At 46.2% G+C, this 19374-nt stretch carries 20 protein-coding genes; 9 read left to right on the top strand and 11 right to left on the bottom strand.

The annotated features are described in order from the left end of the window. Window positions 1-92 precede the first annotated feature (92 nt). Entirely contained in the window at window positions 93-908 is an 816-nt protein-coding gene (gene kdsA / locus AC1DP6_RS33565) for a 3-deoxy-8-phosphooctulonate synthase (RefSeq protein WP_133809069.1), read from the top strand. 103 nt (window positions 909-1011) lie between these two features. Then, window positions 1012-1413: a hypothetical protein gene (locus AC1DP6_RS33560; protein WP_477058786.1), complete on the top strand. Its 402-nt coding sequence runs from the start codon at window positions 1012-1014 to the stop codon at window positions 1411-1413. 117 nt (window positions 1414-1530) lie between these two features. Here the strand turns inward: AC1DP6_RS33560 and AC1DP6_RS33555 are convergent, their stop codons facing one another. Further along, window positions 1531-1752 carry a PspC domain-containing protein gene (locus AC1DP6_RS33555; protein ID WP_089894158.1) on the bottom strand — a complete coding sequence of 74 codons (222 nt, stop codon included), beginning with the start codon at window positions 1750-1752 and terminating at the stop codon, window positions 1531-1533. Between the two features lie 343 nt (window positions 1753-2095). On the opposite strand from AC1DP6_RS33555, the gene AC1DP6_RS33550 reads away from it, so the two are divergent. From AC1DP6_RS33550 to AC1DP6_RS33540, 3 genes are all read left to right on the top strand, one after another. Beyond that, complete coding sequence (locus tag AC1DP6_RS33550) at window positions 2096-4366, top strand: aconitate hydratase (RefSeq protein WP_477058785.1); 2271 nt, start codon at window positions 2096-2098, stop codon at window positions 4364-4366. 90 nt (window positions 4367-4456) lie between these two features. Continuing rightward, window positions 4457-5086 (top strand): HD domain-containing protein, encoded by a 630-nt coding sequence (locus AC1DP6_RS33545; RefSeq protein WP_477058784.1) that lies wholly within the window; start codon window positions 4457-4459, stop codon window positions 5084-5086. 9 nt (window positions 5087-5095) lie between these two features. Further along, window positions 5096-5677: an LOG family protein gene (locus tag AC1DP6_RS33540; RefSeq protein WP_477058783.1), complete on the top strand. Its 582-nt coding sequence runs from the start codon at window positions 5096-5098 to the stop codon at window positions 5675-5677. On the opposite strand, the gene AC1DP6_RS33535 is transcribed toward AC1DP6_RS33540, so the two are convergent. Together AC1DP6_RS33535 and AC1DP6_RS33530 are read right to left on the bottom strand one after the other, a co-directional pair. Continuing rightward, window positions 5674-6726: a DUF4421 domain-containing protein gene (locus AC1DP6_RS33535; RefSeq protein WP_477058782.1), complete on the bottom strand. Its 1053-nt coding sequence runs from the start codon at window positions 6724-6726 to the stop codon at window positions 5674-5676. The genes AC1DP6_RS33540 and AC1DP6_RS33535 overlap by 4 nt on opposite strands. Before the next feature lie 31 nt (window positions 6727-6757). Then, window positions 6758-7228: a metallophosphoesterase family protein gene (locus AC1DP6_RS33530; RefSeq protein ID WP_477058781.1), complete on the bottom strand. Its 471-nt coding sequence runs from the start codon at window positions 7226-7228 to the stop codon at window positions 6758-6760. Window positions 7229-7283: 55 nt separating this feature from the next. On the opposite strand from AC1DP6_RS33530, the gene purU reads away from it, so the two are divergent. Beyond that, entirely contained in the window at window positions 7284-8153 is an 870-nt protein-coding gene (gene purU, locus AC1DP6_RS33525; protein WP_477058780.1) for a formyltetrahydrofolate deformylase, read from the top strand. A gap of 121 nt (window positions 8154-8274) precedes the next feature. Here the strand turns inward: purU and AC1DP6_RS33520 are convergent, their stop codons facing one another. Next, on the bottom strand, window positions 8275-8862 hold the full coding sequence (locus AC1DP6_RS33520) for a hypothetical protein (RefSeq protein WP_477058779.1): 588 nt from the start codon (window positions 8860-8862) through the stop codon (window positions 8275-8277). A 79-nt stretch (window positions 8863-8941) separates the two neighbouring features. Between AC1DP6_RS33520 and AC1DP6_RS33515 the strand changes: the two genes are divergently transcribed. Continuing rightward, window positions 8942-9772, top strand: coding sequence for a CHAD domain-containing protein (locus AC1DP6_RS33515; protein WP_477058778.1), 831 nt, complete (start codon window positions 8942-8944; stop codon window positions 9770-9772). 98 nt (window positions 9773-9870) lie between these two features. Here AC1DP6_RS33515 and hutG read toward each other — a convergent pair whose 3' ends face one another. From hutG to AC1DP6_RS33485, 6 genes are all read right to left on the bottom strand, one after another. Continuing rightward, the gene (hutG, locus tag AC1DP6_RS33510) at window positions 9871-10875 is read right to left on the bottom strand and encodes a formimidoylglutamase (protein ID WP_477058777.1); all 1005 of its coding nucleotides are present in this window, start codon (window positions 10873-10875) and stop codon (window positions 9871-9873) included. Window positions 10876-10878: 3 nt separating this feature from the next. Beyond that, window positions 10879-12108, bottom strand: coding sequence for an imidazolonepropionase (gene hutI / locus AC1DP6_RS33505; RefSeq protein ID WP_477058776.1), 1230 nt, complete (start codon window positions 12106-12108; stop codon window positions 10879-10881). Between the two features lie 102 nt (window positions 12109-12210). After that, window positions 12211-13884: a urocanate hydratase gene (hutU, locus tag AC1DP6_RS33500; RefSeq protein WP_477058775.1), complete on the bottom strand. Its 1674-nt coding sequence runs from the start codon at window positions 13882-13884 to the stop codon at window positions 12211-12213. Then, a complete protein-coding gene (gene hutH, locus AC1DP6_RS33495; RefSeq protein WP_477058774.1) occupies window positions 13862-15430 on the bottom strand; it encodes a histidine ammonia-lyase in 1569 nt (522 codons plus the stop codon). The genes hutU and hutH overlap by 23 nt, the downstream gene beginning before the upstream one ends. Window positions 15431-15460: 30 nt before the next feature. Beyond that, window positions 15461-15940 carry a MarR family winged helix-turn-helix transcriptional regulator gene (locus AC1DP6_RS33490; RefSeq protein ID WP_477058773.1) on the bottom strand — a complete coding sequence of 160 codons (480 nt, stop codon included), beginning with the start codon at window positions 15938-15940 and terminating at the stop codon, window positions 15461-15463. 254 nt (window positions 15941-16194) lie between these two features. Then, on the bottom strand, window positions 16195-16596 hold the full coding sequence (locus AC1DP6_RS33485) for an SET domain-containing protein (protein WP_133809085.1): 402 nt from the start codon (window positions 16594-16596) through the stop codon (window positions 16195-16197). 125 nt (window positions 16597-16721) lie between these two features. Between AC1DP6_RS33485 and AC1DP6_RS33480 the strand changes: the two genes are divergently transcribed. Both AC1DP6_RS33480 and mgtE read left to right on the top strand, forming a co-directional pair. Next, the gene (locus AC1DP6_RS33480; protein ID WP_477026596.1) at window positions 16722-17600 is read left to right on the top strand and encodes a bestrophin family protein; all 879 of its coding nucleotides are present in this window, start codon (window positions 16722-16724) and stop codon (window positions 17598-17600) included. Window positions 17601-17658: 58 nt separating this feature from the next. Continuing rightward, window positions 17659-19035 (top strand): magnesium transporter, encoded by a 1377-nt coding sequence (gene mgtE / locus AC1DP6_RS33475; RefSeq protein WP_477026595.1) that lies wholly within the window; start codon window positions 17659-17661, stop codon window positions 19033-19035. Window positions 19036-19137: 102 nt separating this feature from the next. Here the strand turns inward: mgtE and AC1DP6_RS33470 are convergent. After that, window positions 19138-19374: hypothetical protein (locus AC1DP6_RS33470; protein WP_477058772.1), on the bottom strand; the 237-nt coding region annotated here is incomplete at its 5' end.

Raw genomic sequence — 19374 nt, 5'->3', positions numbered from 1 at the left:
TTAAGCCAAACGGCACGCTTTACGCTGCCTGCCTTTGCGGTAGAATGACTATCTTTGCACCTTCAATTAAATGACCCAATTTTTTTCAAGATATGAAGCATTTAAAATCATTATTCAAAGAGCAATACAACCCTGAAAATTTCTTCCTGATTGCCGGACCCTGTGTAATTGAAGAGGAAGAAATACTGATGACAGTAGCAGAGAAAGTAACGGCTATCTGTAAACGATTAGCGATCCCTTATATTTTCAAAGCATCTTACCGTAAAGCTAACCGTACCAGCGTACATTCCTTTACCGGTATCGGTGATGTAGAAGGACTGGAACTGTTGCAGAAAATAGGTAAAACATTTAACGTACCTGTAACTTCAGATATTCACTCTGCCGCAGAAGCTGCTATGGCAGCCGCTTACGTAGATGTATTACAAATCCCTGCTTTCCTTTGCCGTCAAACAGATATCCTGCTGGCAGCGGCGGAAACAGGTAAAGTGGTGAACGTAAAGAAAGGTCAGTTCCTGAGTGGCGAGTCTATGAAATTTGCCGTAGAAAAAATCAAAGGTGCCGGCAACGATCATATCATCCTCACCGAACGTGGTACCACCTTTGGTTACCAGGACCTGGTAGTGGATTACCGTAACATTCCCATCATGAAACACCTGGGCGAGCCGGTGGTAATGGATTGTACCCACTCTTTACAACAGCCTAACCAGAGCAGCGGTGTAACAGGTGGTAACCCGCAAATGATCAGTACCATTGCCAAAGCAGCCATTGCTACCGGTGCAGATGGCCTGTTCATAGAAACACATCCTGATCCTTCCAAAGCTAAATCTGATGGAGCTAATATGCTGCGTCTGGATCTGCTGGAAGAACTGCTCGAGAAATTAGTAGAGATCCGTAAAGTAGTGCGCTAAGCGTAAAAAAAGCATAAAATACAAAGCCGCTGCAGATTGCAGCGGCTTTGTATTTTATGCTTTTTTTTTCCGTAAATTCATGAAACACAAAACTCAGCTCACTATGATTAGTATTCACGAATTAAAATCAGGTGATACCGTTATCACAAATTTCGGAGGCGCGGAAAAAGAAGGAAAGATTTTACAGGTAGATCATGAAGATAAGAAAGTGCTGGTGGCTACGGATGAAAATGAGTACTGGTACGATCTCGACAACCTTTTACCCATTCATTTAACGGAAGCAACCCTGTTAAAGCTGCAGTTCCATAAAGACGAAGCGGCGTCTTCTTCATCAGGAGGGACCCTGTATGTAAGAGGCCCTTTTTCTGTCCGCTGGTTTGAGACAGGACATAAGCCCCTCATACAACTGCACTACCGGGATGAAACCCGGAATCTGAATGCGCCTATCACCCTGAATGAGTTACAGAATCATTATCATGGGATGACGCTGTATCACCTGGAATAGCCCGTACTATAAAATAATAAAAGAGGGAGTGAGATTAAGCATTGCTTATTTTCACTCCCTCTTTCTATTTTTCATGTGGTGGGTGGTATTGTGCCATCCTAACACATTAAATTAAAATCACAAATAACGAAGGGGATTCCTTCTGGCATTCTGGATATAATTTTTCATATTCACCCAGAACGCAAGAATCATATATACAATGAGCGGGGACCCCATTGTCAGAAAAGTGGCATAGATGAAAAAGATGCGTATACGGGATGTGGCCACGCCCAGTTTATCTCCAATAGCGGCACAAACACCGAACGCCTTCCATTCCACAAAATCTTTTATCCGGTTCATACACCAAATTTATCAAATTCCGGCTGGAAAACCAAGCAAAAAACGGTAGTGGACACTAACTATTTAGTGGGCTGAATATCAGCATCTTTGCTCCCGGTGGGTGTTTCTGTGCATAAGAAAGCGGCTGTAAACAGGGGAGATAAATTTAATATAATAGTTTTTGATAATTTTTCGGGGAGATAAAAACCTCCCTTTTCCTTGATCTGCTTGTATTTTAAGGAACTGTTAAAGTCAAGGCAGTTTATGCACAGTTCACTATATCTTAAGTATTTAATTTAAAAACTTGTTGTTTTTAGTTAATTTTGCGTGCAATTTTTAACCGCTCTTAAATAATTTTTTTGCCATGGTGTTTGATATTGACATGATTAAAAAAGTGTATGCGGCATTACCGGGTAAGGTGGAAGCAACCCGTAAGATGTTAGGTCGCCCGCTCACGCTTGCTGAGAAGATTTTGTACGCTCATCTGTATGCACCTACTCCCACGCCCTACGAAAGAGGCAAATCCTATGTCGAATTTGCTCCGGATCGCGTAGCTATGCAGGATGCAACTGCCCAGATGGCATTGCTCCAGTTTATGACCTGCGGCCGTGATAAAGTTGCGGTTCCCTCTACTGTACACTGTGATCACCTTATACAAGCCAAGGTTGGCGCTACACAAGATCTTGCGACTGCTATTGACACCAATAAAGAAGTTTACGATTTCCTTTCCTCTATTTCTGATAAGTACGGCATTGGTTTCTGGAAACCAGGCGCTGGTATTATTCACCAGGTAGTACTGGAAAACTATGCGTTTCCGGGTGGTATGATGATCGGTACTGACTCCCACACTCCCAATGCCGGCGGTTTAGGCATGGTAGCGATTGGTGTTGGTGGTGCCGATGCGGTAGATGTGATGGCTGGTTTACCCTGGGAGCTGAAAATGCCGAAACTGATCGGTGTGAAGCTGACAGGTAAAATGAGTGGCTGGACTTCCGCTAAAGACATTATCCTGAAAGTGGCTGGTATCCTCACTGTAAAAGGTGGTACCGGTGCTATCGTGGAATACTTTGGTGAAGGTGCTGATAGCCTGAGCGCTACCGGTAAAGGTACTATCTGTAACATGGGTGCTGAAATCGGCGCTACCTGTTCCCTCTTCGCGTACGACAGCAAAATGGCTGACTACCTGAAAGTGACCAGCAGAGCTGATGTTGCTGCCCTGGCTGACGGCGTTAGAGAACACCTGCGTCCGGATACCGAAGTATATTCAGATCCTGCCAAATACTACGACCAGGTAATTGAAATCAACCTGGACGAACTGGAACCTTATGTAAACGGTCCGTTCACACCGGATCTGGCATGGCCTATCTCCAAATTTGCACAGGCTGTGAAAGAAAACAACTGGCCTGAGAAACTGGAAGTAGCCCTGATCGGTTCCTGCACCAACTCTTCCTACGAAGATATTTCCCGCTCTGCTTCCCTGGCACAACAAGCCATCGACAAGCAACTGGATATGAAATCTGAATTCACCATCACTCCCGGCTCTGAACTGGTACGTTTTACCATCGAAAGAGACGGTTTACTCAATACTTTCGACCAGGTTGGTGGGGTAGTACTGGCAAACGCCTGCGGTCCCTGTATCGGTCAGTGGGCACGTCATATCGACGACCCTACCCGCAAGAACTCTATCATCACTTCCTTCAACCGTAACTTCGCGAAAAGAAATGATGGTAACGCTTCTACCCACGCATTCGTAGCTTCTCCGGAAATTGTTACCGCTTTGGCCATTGCAGGTGATATCACCTTCAACCCACTGACAGATAAACTGAAGAACAAAAACGGCGTAGAAGTGATGCTGGATGAACCAGTAGGTTACGAACTGCCGGTGAAAGGCTTTGCTGTAGATGACGCTGGTTACCAGGCGCCGGCTGCCGATGGTAGCAGTGTTCAGGTAAAAGTATCTCCTACCTCCGACCGTCTGCAACTCCTAGCACCATTCTCCGCCTGGGAAGGTACAGACCTGAAAGGCCTGAAACTCCTGATCAAGGCGAAAGGTAAATGTACAACGGATCATATCTCTATGGCTGGTCCATGGCTGAAATACCGTGGTCACCTGGATAACATTTCCAACAACATGCTCATTGGTGCGATCAACGCATTCAACGATAAAAGCGATACCGTTAAGAATTCCCTCACCGGCGAATATGGTGCAGTTCCTGCTACCATGCGCGACTACAAAGCACATGGTTTTGGTGCAGTAGTAGTAGGTGACGAAAACTACGGTGAAGGCTCCAGCCGCGAACACGCTGCAATGGAACCACGTCACCTCGGCGTTCGTGCTATCCTGGTGAAATCTTTCGCCCGTATCCACGAAACAAACCTGAAAAAACAGGGTATGCTGGGTCTGACCTTCGCTAACAAAGAAGATTATGACTTAATCCAGGAAGATGATACCATCGACATCAATGGTCTGACTTCTTTCACTCCAGGTAAACAACTGACTGTTGTACTTCACCATAAAGACGGCAGCACAGATGAATTCCAGGTAAACCACACGTACAACGAACAACAGATCGAGTGGTTTAAAGCAGGTGGTGCACTGAACGTTATCCGTGCAGAAGCCGCTAAAAAAGCATAGTTAACTATTTAGCATAAATAAAAGCAACGGGCAGAAAGTTTTTTCTGCCCGTTTTCTTTTTAAATTGAGCGCGGAAAAAGAACCCGGCATATGCAAGTATCAGAATTAAGAGCCCCCTGGACCCAAACCAACTTCCCCTACACGGATGATCTGATGTTGATTAACCAGTCCTACGTTACCATGATGATGGCCTACCAGGAGGAGAAACGTCATTACCACGATATCTCGCATATTTTACAGCTGGTATCCTTACAACAAACCTATGCCGATCGTATCCTGGACAATGAAGTGGTCCTTTTCTCCATCTTCTTCCATGATATTATATATAACGCGCAGCGTTCTGATAACGAAGAAATGAGCGCAGCTGCCGCCGTTACACATCTCCGGAAGATTGGCTTTCCGGCAGATAAAACCACTGTTGTAAATGATTTTATAATAGCTACCAAGACACATGTCAATCCGCAGAACGATCCGGACCTGGATTACTTCCTCGACTTCGATCTGCAGATACTGGGTACTTCCCCGGAAGCTTACTGGCAGTACACCCAACAAATAAGACAGGAATACAGTATCTACCCGGACCTTGTATATAAACCAGGCCGTAAAAAGGCATTGCAGCATTTCCTGGAAATGCCGGCCATTTTTCGTACTCCTGTTTTCAGGGAACTGTATGAAGAAAGCGCCAGGAACAACATTCAGGCAGAAATTGACACTTTATAATCAGGATATATGAAACGAATCGTAGTTTTTTGTGGTTCAAGTGCAGGAAAGGACCCCGTTTACCTGGAACAGGCTAAATTACTGGGCGCTGCACTGGCAGAACGCCAGCTTACACTGGTATACGGCGGTGCTAAAGTAGGACTCATGGGAGCAGTAGCAGATGGCGCATTGAATGCCGGCGGACAGGTAATCGGTGTATTACCCCATTTTCTACAACAAAAAGAACTGGCACATGAAGGATTGACGGAACTGATCCTCGTAGATACTATGCACGAACGCAAAACCAAAAYGAATGAATTATGCGATGGTGTAATTGCATTACCCGGCGGGTTCGGCACTATGGAGGAACTATTTGAAATGCTCACCTGGGGGCAATTAGGTCTGCACAAAAAACCTATTGGCCTGCTCAATATCAATGGCTTTTATGATGCCCTGATTGAGCTTTCGAAAACCATGACCAGCAACGGTTTCCTTAAAGCAGAAAACCGGGATATGCTGTTATGCAGTAATGATATCAATGATTTATTGCAGCAAATGGAGCAATACGAGCCACCGGCTAACTCCAAATGGATTTCGCCTGCGCAGAGTTAAATCTCTTTTGCTTTCCACAGTGGCTTCTTCAGGGTAAACCTGCGCACCAGGCTCACCCTGAAATTGCCGGTACCAAATGTCTGATAGGTATGCGGTATCGGCATACCGCTGCGGGTATTCATTCCCACATAGTGTACCCCAGCAAAATAACGGCTGGAATTATAGCCAAGAGAGGCCCGTACAGTATTACTGAATTGTAACCCCACCTTACGGCTGACTTCTCCGCTTTCCAGGTAAAGACTGGTCACATTACCTCCTAAACCTGCTGTGAGAGACAGCGACAAAAAGAAGTGCTGTTGTAATACAAACGTATAGGCATAACCGACATTGGCAGCCAGCGAAGAAATACCTGTTTTATAATAGTGCTCCTCCCGCAGAAAGTTCGTATCTGCCATATTCGAAGGGATCAGGGATGAATCACCCTTTACCCGACCCAGGAACATTTCTCCTCCTACGATAAAGGAGCCGGCACTTTTTTTCTGGTATTCGTTCTGCAGATTTGGTGCACGATAGGAAAAACGTTTGTCGTTGAAAATATACTGCACATTCAGTCCGAAATCTATATTTTTTATGTCAGGCCGCTGGGGATATGGGTTTTGAGCAGCATATGCTTTACCAAATACTTCCTGTGGGTTGGCTACATAATAGCCTTTGTAATATTGTCCGTAGAAATCCACTACTATTTTACGAAGATAAATATGCGATTGCAGATCGATGTATTTTGTCTTGCCATATTTATCATTATGCTGATTAATAAAAGGTAGGTTAAAGCCCAGGTTCAGCCCAATAAACCGGTAATTAGCACCAAATCCAATATTAAAGGGGGTATTGGGTCTGTACAGAATATCTTTTTTCTGTTTCCTGTCAAGGATATCAAATTTTGTGTATTTACGGGAACCATACAGCCGGCCGGTGATATCTTCGGTATGATCTTCTATATAAGCCGTATCATTTTCTGTTTTCAACCACTTCCAGAAGCGGCCCTGAGCCTGCATCTGCGCAGCCCCCGTCAAAAATACGATCAGCCATACTAAAATTCGTAGATTCATAAACGTTGTAGGTTAATTCCGATGTTGATGATCAGGGAAGTTCAACGACTTCCAGGTTCTGAATATTGCCTGCAGCTACCTGAAAGCGCAGGAGCGTTTTAACTTTGTGCCACCCTTGTTGTCCGCATGCACCCGGATTCATATGTAACAAATGCAATGCCGCGTCGGGCATCACTTTCAGAATATGCGAATGGCCACAGATAAAGAGTTTGGGAGGATGTTGTTTCAACTGTTCTTTCACACCGGGGGCATATTTCCCCGGATAACCGCCAATATGTGTCATCATCACCTCTACCCCTTCTACGTTAAACCGCAGTGTTTCGGGATAGCGGATACGGATATCCGCGCCGTCAATATTCCCATATACTGCCCTGAACGGCTTAAAGGCTTCCAGTTTATCCGCCAGTTCCACGTTACCGATGTCGCCGGCATGCCAGATCTCATCCACTTCTTCAAAGTACTTAAATATCTGCGGATGCAAATAGCTATGCGTATCCGACATGAGTCCTATTTTTTTCAAGGGAGAATTATATTAATATTTTTTACTTTGTAGTTATATGTCAAAAGAAAACGCTCATCCTATTACTGCGTGTTTACTTATTTGCTGCCCCGATCGTCCAGGCATAGTAGCTGGCGTATCCCAGTTCCTTTACCAGTTGGGTGCAAATATACTTGATGCAAGTCAACACAGTACCGATCCCCGTGAAGGATTATTTTTTATGCGCATGGAATTCCAGCTGGACCTCCTGGATAAACCAGCGCTGGAAGCTGCTTTCCAGCAGCAGGTAGCTACTCCGCTACTCATGGAATGGAAAATTGATTATAGCGACCGCCGTATGCGGATGGCCATTATGGTATCCGCTTATGATCATTGTTTGCTGGAACTTTTGTGGAGATGGAAAAGCGGGGAACTGCCGGTAGATATTCCGCTCGTTATTTCCAATCACTCCCTGCTGGAAAAGGAATGTAAGGCTATGGAAATTCCGTTCCACTACCTGCCGGTTACCAACGCTACCAAAGCGGTACAGGAAGATGCTGCTATCCACCTGCTGGAAGAACATCAGGTAGATTTTACCGTACTGGCCAGGTATATGCAGATATTATCGCCGCAATTTGTTAGCCGTTATCCACAGCGCATCATCAATATTCATCACTCTTTTTTACCAGCCTTTGCTGGGGCCAGACCTTACCTCAACGCCTATACGAGAGGGGTAAAACTGATTGGCGCTACTGCCCACTATGTGACCAATGAACTGGATGAAGGACCTATTATTGAACAGGATGTGGCCAGGGTAAGCCATAAGCATACGGTAGAAGACCTGGTGATGCTGGGGCGTGATATTGAGCGGCAGGTGCTGACCAGGGCCGTAAAAGCACACGTGAATAACCGGGTGATCCTGCATGGCAACAAGACGATTGTATTCTGATAAAAACAGGGCTGACGAACTTAGCGTTTGTCAGCCCTGAAAATTTACACTTTTCCGCCTTTCATTCTTCATGAACTTAGCCGTTTTTTACCGGCTACAACGATTAATATAGATGATATTACTATCTGACAATAAACTTCGCTAATTTCTTTCCAGCCACCGCATAGGATTCCATGATCCGCATACCGGTATCAAAGTCAAAGCCCATCATCCGGCCCGGTGCATCCTCAATGGATATTTTAGCCACCACCTTACTTCTGTTGGCGGTTTCCACAATCGTAGCTTCTGCATCAATGTAGGAGTTTTTACGTGCTACGCCTACATTAAATCCCGGCTCAATAAAAGTGGTGTGAAAGATCATGGTGTACTTTGCATTCGGAAAATTTCCAGCTTTTAAATCGCCGTTATCATTGAACAGCGAATCAAACTTGGGCTCATACCTGGTGGGGCGATCTTCTTTCCATGCTTTGGCCCAGGTGTCGCCTTTCCCGGCTTCTTTCTTGTTGTACTCTGTTGTTTTTTTACTGATATAATCATCTTCACTGTCTTTACCTACGGACAGATGATCATACGTAAATTCAACATTGAGTTCTTTCTGATCTTTCAGGGTAGCGAGGTCTCCGTCTACCAGTTTAATTTTTTGCGCCATTGCGGGGATGCAAAGCGTAGTTAGCAGTACTGTGACTGCCATTTTGGGGAATAGTTGCATAACATACAATTTAAAGCAAAAATATTGAAATTATCTAGATACCCCTCACTCCCGGAAATTTTATTTTATCTTTAAAGAGATGCTACAAACTGCTTTATATCATTATCTCCGCAAGGAATGCGATGCCGTCACCACCGCATATACCACCTTGCAACAGGCGCCCGGCGATGCCGGTGCGATACATGAAATGCGGGTGGGCGTAAAAAAACTGCGGGCTTTTTTTTCGCTGGTAAAGCAACTACCGGATTACTCCTTTGGAGCCGGTAAACATTTGCATACGGTAAGACTCATACAGGCAATAGGCGGAGCTTCCAGGGATACACAGTTACAGGAGAAACACCTTCGGGACTATGAGAAAAAAGTAAAGTGGCGCTTTTCGTTTGCACATTTGTTGCTCAAAAACAAACAGGCCACTGCCGACGAGCTATTGCAAGCTACCATAAAACACTGCTCTCTTAAAAAGTTAGGTTCCCTACCTGAAAATTTTAAGGAAGCCATTGCCGATACCGATCATACTGCGGCTACAACCGCGCTGATCAAATTTCTGCAACAACAACACCAGCATATTACACTGCCTGCCAGCAGAGCCCATCATACTGTTTGGCATGGAGTAAGGAAAGATACCAAGGCATTATATTATCAGCTCACCATACTGGAACAGGTGCTCCCCTCTGCCCACACCGATGTGCTCACCACACATACGAAGAAAGCAGGCGAACTACTGGGGCAATGGCATGATACCAGCGAATTATTGTTATTTACAAAAGCAACGATCACACAACTGAAGAAAGAAAAAATCACCCTACCAGTGAATGCATCTCAACTGGTACAATTACTACAGCTGGATGTGAAGGAGCAACTGGCATTGTGTGCCGCGCAGCTGAGGCAGCTGCTAGCAGTTAGCTTTTAGCTATTAGCCTTTAGCAGTTAGCTATTAGATTATAGCGAATAAGTATCCGCTAAGAGCCATCCGCTATAATCTAATAGCTAACTGCTAAAAGCTAATAGCTAAAACGGTTCCTCTCCGGAATAAGCCATTACGGTCTCAAAAATGAGGGAGGCCGCGAGTTTGGCAGTACGATTATCGATATCCAATGAAGGATTGAGTTCTGCAATATCAGTACCTGCTACTTTTCCGCTTTGTAAAATTCTGCGGTAGCACTGCAGGAATAATCCCCCGGGCATGATACCGTTATAGGCGGTAGCACTTACACCAGGAGCAAAAGGAGCCGCAAATACGTCCAGGCAGGTAGTCAGATATACTTTATCCACCTGTCCCAGAAAATGCTGAATAGCGGCAAATAAAGTGTCTTTATCCTGCAGGTGAAAGGCATCTGCACTTACATAGGTAGCATCTTCTTCACCGGCGATGTTAAAGAGCTGCCGGGTATTTCCATTCTTCTGAATACCTAATGCCAGGTAATGAAAAGGAATGCCAGCCTGTTTGGCATCCTGTGCCAGTTGCCAGAAGCCAGTACCAGAGCTGGGGCCTTCTTCTCCCGGAATACGGATGTCAAAATGTGCATCAAAGTTAATGAAGCCTATCTTTTGCTGCGGAGCAAATCGGCGTATACCACTGGCATGCCCGTACGTAATTTCATGTCCACCGCCCAGCAACAGGGGCAGATAGCCCGCTGTGAGTATGGCGTTTACGGCTTCACTCAATACCTGCTGTGCATTTTCCAGTTCACCGTTCACACAAAGAATATCTCCTGCATCGAGTAAAATCGTTTGTTCGTTAAAGTGAACCGGGAAGTTGGCAATAGCTTTACGCAATGCTGCCGGACCTTCCGCAGCACCGGTTCTGCCTTTATTACGGCGTACACCTTCATCACTGGCGAAGCCCAGTAACACAACCCCTTTTTCCTCCGGTTGCAGTGCCGGCAGTGGCGCCTGTAACAGGTCCACTACTTTAATGACCTGGTGCCAACGCAGCAGATCGGGTGCGGTACCATCTGTACGACCGGTCCACGAAGTGGCTGCTGTTGGCTGATAGCTATCCTTTGTTATCATAAATTACGATACTAATTCTCCTTTTTTCCATACCATAGCAGGTTTCATCTTACCCTGATAATAAAGTATATCCCGGTAATCACTGGTAGGATATGCCTGCAGATCTGCTGCATATCCGGCTATCAACTGACCCGCATCTTTTAATTGCAATGCAGGGGCTGCTCTTACGGTAAGCGCGGCCAACACTTCTGCTGTGGATAATTTTTCTGCGGCACTCATCACGGCGGCTTGTATCAGCAAATCGCCCATAGGCGCTGATCCCGGGTTCCAATCGCTTGCTATCGCTACACTCGCGCCGGCGTTCAGTAACTTACGCGCCGGTGCATACTGCATCCCCAAACCTAATGAAGCACCCGGCAAAACTACGGCAACTGTATTGGAATTCGCTAGTAAAGCAATTTCTTTTTCGCTACTGGCCTCCAGGTGATCTGCTGATAAGGCACCAGCATTCACCGCTACGGCTGCACCTCCTGCACTAAATTGATCAGCATGTACGGTAGCCACAAACCCCTGCTGCATGGCCTGTTGCAAAAATGCTGCTGCTGCGGACGCAGAAAAGGCCGTTTCTTCAATAAAAATATCTACCCGGTTGCTGAGCTGCTCCTGCTGCAATACCGGCAGTAGTTCGCTTACTATCCATTGCAGATATTCGGTTTCGCTTCCCGCATAATCACGTGGTTTCATATGCGCAGCCAAACAGGTAGAAATAAGTGTAGCTTTGGTATGCATGCCCGCCTGTTGTATGGCGCGCAGCATTTTCAATTCTCCTTCGAGATTAAGTCCATAGCCACTTTTCACTTCAATGGTGGTCACCCCTTCTTTTAAATGCCGGTTGGCACGGGCCACCGTATTTTCGGTAAGGGTAACGATATCGGCTATACGTGTTTTAGTAACGGAATCCCAGATACCACCACCCGCACGCGCTATTTCCAGGTAACTCTTACCAGCTATACGCATGGCATAATCACGGTTACGCGTACCATCATAACAAATGTGCGTATGACAATCTATAAAGCCGGGCAATAATACCAGGGGCGTATCCATGAAAGCGATCTCACTGTCCGGATATTTTTTCAGCAATGACTTGTAGTCTGCAACGGCGATGATCTCTCCGTTGTCCACTACCACACCACCTTTTTCTATCACTGTTAACTGCTCATCCTGCAACGTGCCTTTCAGCGACAGGCCTGTCATTGGCAGGATTTGAGCAAAAGGTCCGAGTAAAGTTTTCATTAGCTATTAGCTTTTAGCCTGTAGCTTTTAGCCTGTAGCGGATAGCTCTCAGCGAATACTTATTCGCTATAGTCTAACTGCTAACTGCTAAAAGCTAACTGCTTAATCAATCTTGATGTTAAATTTTGCGCCCCACTCCTGTGCTTTTTCATATCCGGCATCGGCGTGGCGGAAAATTCCCAGGGCAGGATCATTGAACAGTACGCGGCTCAGGCAGGCGGCGGCACGGTCTGTACCATCGGCCAATACTACCATACCGGCATGCTGGGAATATCCCATTCCTACGCCGCCACCATGATGGAATGATACCCAGGTAGCACCGCCACCGGTATTGGCCATCAGGTTCAGCAAGGTCCAGTCACTTACTGCATCAGAACCGTCTTTCATAGATTCTGTTTCGCGGTTAGGAGAAGCAACGGAGCCACAGTCGAGGTGATCACGACCAATCACAATCGGCGCTTTTACTTTACCGGTTCTCACCAGTTCGTTGAAAATCAAACCTGCTTTTTCACGCTCTCCCATACCCAGCCAGCATATGCGGGCAGGCAATCCCTGGAAGGCCACTTTCTCTCTGGCTTCTTTCAGCCAGTTGATCAGGTGGGTATTTTCCGGAAATGCTTCTATCAGCGCCTGGTCAGTAGTATAAATATCTTCCGGATCGCCGGAGAGGGCAACCCAGCGGAAAGGTCCTTTTCCTTCACAAAACAGCGGACGGATATACGCCGGTGTGAATCCCGGGAAGTTGAATGCGTTGGCTTCTCCCCCTTCACGGGCAAATTCACGCAGGTTGTTGCCATAATCAAACGTTACGGCGCCTTTCTGTTGCATTTGCAACATGAAGCCGACGTGGCGTGCCATGCTTTTGAGCGACAATTCGCGGTAGGCAGCTGCATCTTTTTTACGCAGGTCCAGTGCGGCTTCCAGCCTCATGCCATTGGGCACGTAGCCATTCAGCGGATCATGTGCGGAAGTCTGATCGGTGAGGATATCAGGTATGATATTATCTTTCAGCATGCGTTCCAGCATATCACCGGCATCACTTACCAGACCAATAGACAATGCTTCCCCTTTCGCCTGTGCGTCCCGGGCCCATTGAATGGCTTCTTCATAAGAATACGTCATGCGATCGATGTAGCGGGTATCCAGTCTTTTCTGAATACGGGTAGGATCGATATCCGCGCCAATAAATACGGCGCCGGCCATGGTGGCCGCCAGTGGCTGTGCACCACCCATACCGCCTATACCTGCTGTCACCAGCAGTTTGCCGGCGAGACTGCCATTAAAATGTTGTCTGCCGCATTCCATAAAGGTTTCATAGGTTCCCTGCAGGATCCCCTGAGTACCGATATAGATCCAGCTACCAGCGGTCATCTGACCATACATCATCAGGCCTTTGGCGCGCAGTTCATTGAAGTGTTCCCAGGTAGCCCATTTGGGTACCAGGTTACTGTTGGCCAGCATCACGCGTGGCGCCTGCGGATGTGTGCGGACAATACCTACAGGTTTACCGGATTGCACCAGCAAGGAATGATCCTCGTCCAGCTCCAGTAATATTTCTATAATTTTTTGCAGTGATTCCTTGTTGCGGGCGGCCTGGCCGATGCCACCGTATACCACCAGTTCATCGGGGTTTTCGGCTACTTCTGCATCGAGGTTGTTGAGCAACATGCGTAAAGGCGCTTCGGTTTGCCATGATTTGGCATGCAGCTGTGCACCACGCGGCGCTTTATAATGCGGGTGAGCTGCATATGTTTTAATAAAGTCCAAACTGGTCATTATAAAGTCCGTTTAAGTTGAGTTGATGTTGGGCCGCAGCTTCGTTGGCTACGCGCACCAGTGACTGGTCAGTGATGATACTGTGCAGCGCAGCAATATCGTAAGCGAAGATGCGATCTTTGGTAGCAAAGCTTACCTTCTCCCGGGTATACTGATGTACCGCTTCCAGCACAGGACTGGATTTCAGCGGGCGGCGGAAATCCACTGCCTGTGCAGCATACAACAATTCTATCGCCAATATATATTCGAGATTGCCAATTACCTGGTTCAGTTTACGACCACTGATAGATCCCATGGATACATGATCTTCCTGGCCAAGGGAAGTAGGCACGCTATCTGCGCTGGCAGGGAAACACAGTGTTTTATTTTCTGTTACCAAGGCGGCAGTGGTATACTGCGGGATCATAAAACCGGAGTTCAGACCGGCGTCCTGGATGAGTAATTTTGGCAATCCATATCTCCCTTCAATCATCATATAACAACGCCTGTCGGAGATATTACCAAGTTCCGCAGCAGCCACAGTAGCATAGTCCAGCGGTAAAGCCATCGGCTGACCGTGGAAGTTACCCCCACTGATGGTGTCTTCTGCACTGAAAATAATAGGGTTATCCGTAACGGCATTCAGTTCAATAGTGGTGAGTTCCTGCATGTGTTGCCAGGCCGTACGTGAGGCACCATGTACCTGTGGCATACAACGCAGGGAATAAGGATCCTGTACGCGGCCGCAGTCCACATGAGAAGACATGATCTCTGAATTTTCCAGCAATGTCTTCAAACGGTGCGCTACCAGCTGATTGCCGGGAAACGGACGGATGGCATGTAAGCGTGGATCAAAAGGTTTGGCGGTACCCATCAGTCCTTCGAGGGATAAAGCGCCGATAATATCCGCTGCTTCCAATGCATTGTGCAGGCGTTGAACTGCCTTCACTGCAAACGACAGGATGAACTGTGTACCGTTGATCAGTGCCAGGCCCTCTTTAGGGCCGAGTACAATCGGTACGATGCCTTCCTGCTGCATCATGGCGGCCGTATCTGTTTTTTGTCCTTTATACCATACATGTCCCAGGCCAATCAGAGGCAGAAACAGATGCGATAAAGGCGCCAGATCGCCGGATGCGCCCACAGAGCCTTTTTCAGGCACCAGTGGCGTTACTTTATGATCAATATGCCAGATAATGCGTTCCAGGGTAGCCAATGCTGCGCCTGAAAAACCTTGTGCCAATGCATGCACTTTGGTGRTAAGCATAATGCGGGCAATTTCTTCCGGAATAGGTTCTCCTACGCCTACACTATGGCTTTGCAGGATATTATACTGCAGGGCGCGGGTATCTTCTTCCGAAATTTTGGTATCACACAAGGGACCGAAGCCAGTGTTAATACCATATACCGTAGTATGCTGTGCTACGATAGTTTGTACATACCCGAAGCTGGTTTGTACGCGTGTAACTACTTCCGGTACCAGTATGCCTTTCATTTTGCCGGCCGCAATATCAATGGCGGTGGCTACAGTGAGTTGGTCTATACCGTACTTAAAAATATCACTCATGGTCAGTCAATTTTTCTGGTGTATGAAGGATTATAGTTGTTTCTTAATTCTTTCTGATAAAGAAGTTTGTTGCACTGATTGTTCAATTTGTGCAATGGCGGCCAGCACCTGCTGGCTTTGTTTATTTTCCATGACCAGTTCGTTCATGGCTTCGGTGATAGCGTCCCAAACGGGTTGTATCTGTTGCAGAAGTTCTTCACCTTTTTTGGAGAATGCCACGAGTTGACGGCGGCCGTCTTCTTTGCAGGGCGTAGTTTTCAGCAGTCCTTTCTTTTTCAGGTTGGTGACCATCTGGCTAACGGCCGAATGGGAAATTTCCAGTTGTTCTGAAATGTCTATCATGGGTACCGGCTGTTGCTTTGACAACAGGTAGAATACCGGGAACCAGCTGGCATCAAAGGGAATCCCCGCCTGTTCGTATACTTTATTCACTTCCATGAGGAAGTATTCACTCAGGCGGCGCAGGCGGCTGCCAAAAACAAGATAGCCTAATGATGGATAAAATGACATGAGGAAGAATTACAAATTAAGAATTACGGAATAGTAGGGAGATATCATCGAATGTTATTATATATCCTTACAACAGCTATCGATATTATATAAGCACTTATACAATATTACGAAAGAAAAATGGAAATATTATAACAGTCGACATATTATATAAGCACTTATACAATTTTATAAAAGAAAAACGAAAAACGCAGGTTAGCAGCTAATATCCGCTAAGATCTTCCTGCCCTTCGTAATTCTCAATTCGTAATTCTTTACTTGGCTGTTTGTTTCTTTTTGATATCAAACCAAAGGGGGGAAGTATCGGTTACATCGCCATTATAGTTAATGGAGAGTTCTTCACCTTTTTTGATATCACGCCGGGTGATGATGCTCATGGTTTCTTCAGTGAAGTCCATTTCATACTCACAGTTCGGGTGATAATCGTGGTTGTAGATAGAACAGAAGCCTAAAGCCACACAAGAACGGGTTTCTTTCGCACCCCAGAGGAAAATATAATTATGGAGTCTTGTTTTATCCACAATTTCAGTATCATCGTAAGAGAGAACCAGCACGGGTGAAGTCTCTATTCTTGTTCCGGCCGGGATCTTTTCTTTTGTATAGACTCCTCTGCCTCTTCCCTTAGACTTATCAATGTACAAGTACGGCTTTATCATAGCTCAATTTCAAATAAAAGAAGACGTAAAGTAAAGTTAAAGGAAGAAGTTATCAAAATCATGTTTAAAAAATTTAGGTTTGCGGCCCGGAAATTATTTTTTTTGCCTATTATCAAGTAGTATATATGATCAATTATAACCCGAAAGAATGGTTTACGTTTATTTTTCGCATTCATAAAGCGGACACGGTCAGGAAGCTGTTTCCCATGTTCATCGCGCTTTCTGTCTATTCAGCTTTTATAGCCTGGCTGGAGCTGGAGGTATGGAAACTATCGGCCAACAGTGAAATTTCCAAGATATCGTTGATGCATGGATTGCTGAGTTTTGTGATTTCCATGTTGCTGGTATTCCGTACCAATACCGCATATGACCGTTGGTGGGAAGGTCGCCGGCAATGGGGCGCCCTTGTCAACAGCAGCCGCAACCTGGCGATGAAGATACAGGCGATGTTACCTGCAGACAACCAGGCGGACCGGTTATTCTTTAAAGTGATGATTCCGAATTTTGCCTATGGACTGAAGAATCATCTGCGGAAAACCTACCTGCATGACGAAATGGAAACCATTCCGGGAATGGAGCCACAGCACATGGACATCAGTAAGCATGTACCTAATCAGCTGGCCCAGCTGATTACCGGCAAAACCATGGAACTTTACCGCAACGGGCAATTGACGGGAGATCAGTTGATTTTGCTGAACCCGGAGTTACAGTCTTTTGCTGACGTATGTGGCGCCTGTGAGCGTATTAAAAATACGCCTATCCCCTTCTCCTACAGCGTTTTTATTAAAAAATTTATATTCTTTTATGTGATGTCCATGCCATTTGCCTATGTATTCAGTCTGGGGTATCTGATCATCCCGATGATTGTGTTCATCTTCTTTGTACTGGCGAGCCTGGAACTGATTGCAGAAGAAATTGAGGATCCGTTTGGCAAAGACGCCAATGATCTGCCCATAGATACTATTTGCAGCAATATCCGGCTGCATGTATCAGAATTATTATAACGACTGTCCCGGCAGCGTCCTATTTTAACTTATTTTCGCAGATAGAGGCAATTTGTACATGGAAAATGAAGCTTTACTRGAAAAATTCCAGACACTGACAGAAGAAAAGAATTACCGCGAACTGTCAGTATATCTGGACGACCAGCTGATAACGGATATAGCCGAACTGATTCACGAAGATCCTGATGAAGCAGATATCATCATTAATAACCTGTCGATCAGCAGAGCGGCAGCGGCTTTTCGTATCCTGGACTTTCCATTGCAGGAGGATGTTATCCGCACTTTATCAGCCGCGAAAATAGCGGAGCTCATGAATGAGCTACCGGCGGATGACCGTACAGCCTTCCTGGAAGAGCTTCCGAGTGAGGCGGTAAAAGAACTGATCAAGCTGCTCGACCCGGAAGAGCGCCGGATTACCCTCTCTCTCCTTGGTTACAAGGAAAACAGTGTGGGTCGTATCATGACGCCCGATTACATTGCAGTGCGGGAAGAGTGGACAGTGAAAGAGGTACTGGATTATATCCGCGAACATGGTAAGGATAGTGAAACGATTGACGTAATATATGTGATTGACGAAAAGGGACACCTGCTGGATGACTTCCGGATCAGGGAGTTCCTGCTCGTATCTCCGGATACCGTGGTGCATACCCTGATGGATGACCGGTTTGTGTCGCTCCATGCCAACGATGACCAGGAAGAGGCCATACAGGTTTTCCGGATGGAAAACAGGGTAGCCTTGCCCGTAGCAGACGATCAGGGCATATTGCTGGGTATTGTGACCATCGATGATATGTTGTGGATCGCCAACGAAGAACATACAGAAGATATTCAGAAGATAGGTGGTACCGAGGCCCTGGATGAACCATATCTCGATATGCCTATCCTGAAACTGATTAAAAAGCGTGTAGGCTGGCTCGTAGTATTGTTTATCGGAGAAATGCTGACCGCAACTGCCATGGGCTTCTTTGAAGACGAAATTGCCAAGGCGGTAGTGCTGGCACTCTTTGTTCCACTCATCATTTCCAGTGGAGGTAACAGCGGCTCACAGGCTTCCACCCTTATTATACAAGCCATGGCCCTCGGTGAAATCACAGTAGGTGACTGGTGGCGCGTGATGCGCCGGGAAATCATTTCCGGCTTGATCCTGGGCGGAGCACTGGGCTCCATTGGCTTTATACGTATCCTGCTCTGGAATACTTTCTTCCACACTTATGGCATACACACCGTCCTAATAGGCGCCACAGTAGGCATTTCCCTGGTAGGCGTGGTACTCTGGGGTACCCTTTCTGGCTCTATGCTGCCATTGGTATTAAAGAAATGTGGTGCGGATCCGGCCACGTCTTCTGCTCCCTTTGTGGCCACCCTGGTGGATGTTACCGGGTTACTGATCTACTTTACAGTAGCGTATACTTTGATGAAAGGAATCTTGTTATAGCTTTTAGCCATTAGCTTTTAGCTTTTAGGAAATGCAGCGAAGAAGATGTTATATGATCTTCGCTGCATTTCCTAAAAGCTAAAAGCTAATGGCTAAAAGCTCCTAATAACATATCTCCTTTAACGTTGTTCCGTCTTTATTCTTTCTCACTATAAACAACCGGTCATATTCATTCTCCCCGATAGAATCCGTATGGGGCTTGGCTCTCAGGCTATGCAAAATGGGGATAATGGTATTGGAATGACCTACTACCAGTATACGTTTGCCCCAGTCTTCATGCCGGGTTACCTGGTAAATAAAGGATTCGCCACTGGTATCGGCGGCATAGAAGCAGGCAGG

Source organism: Chitinophaga sp. 01L420 (genome assembly GCF_056399985.1).
Note: the sequence above shows the minus strand (reverse complement) of the source record. Positions and strands in the feature narration are given on the sequence as shown.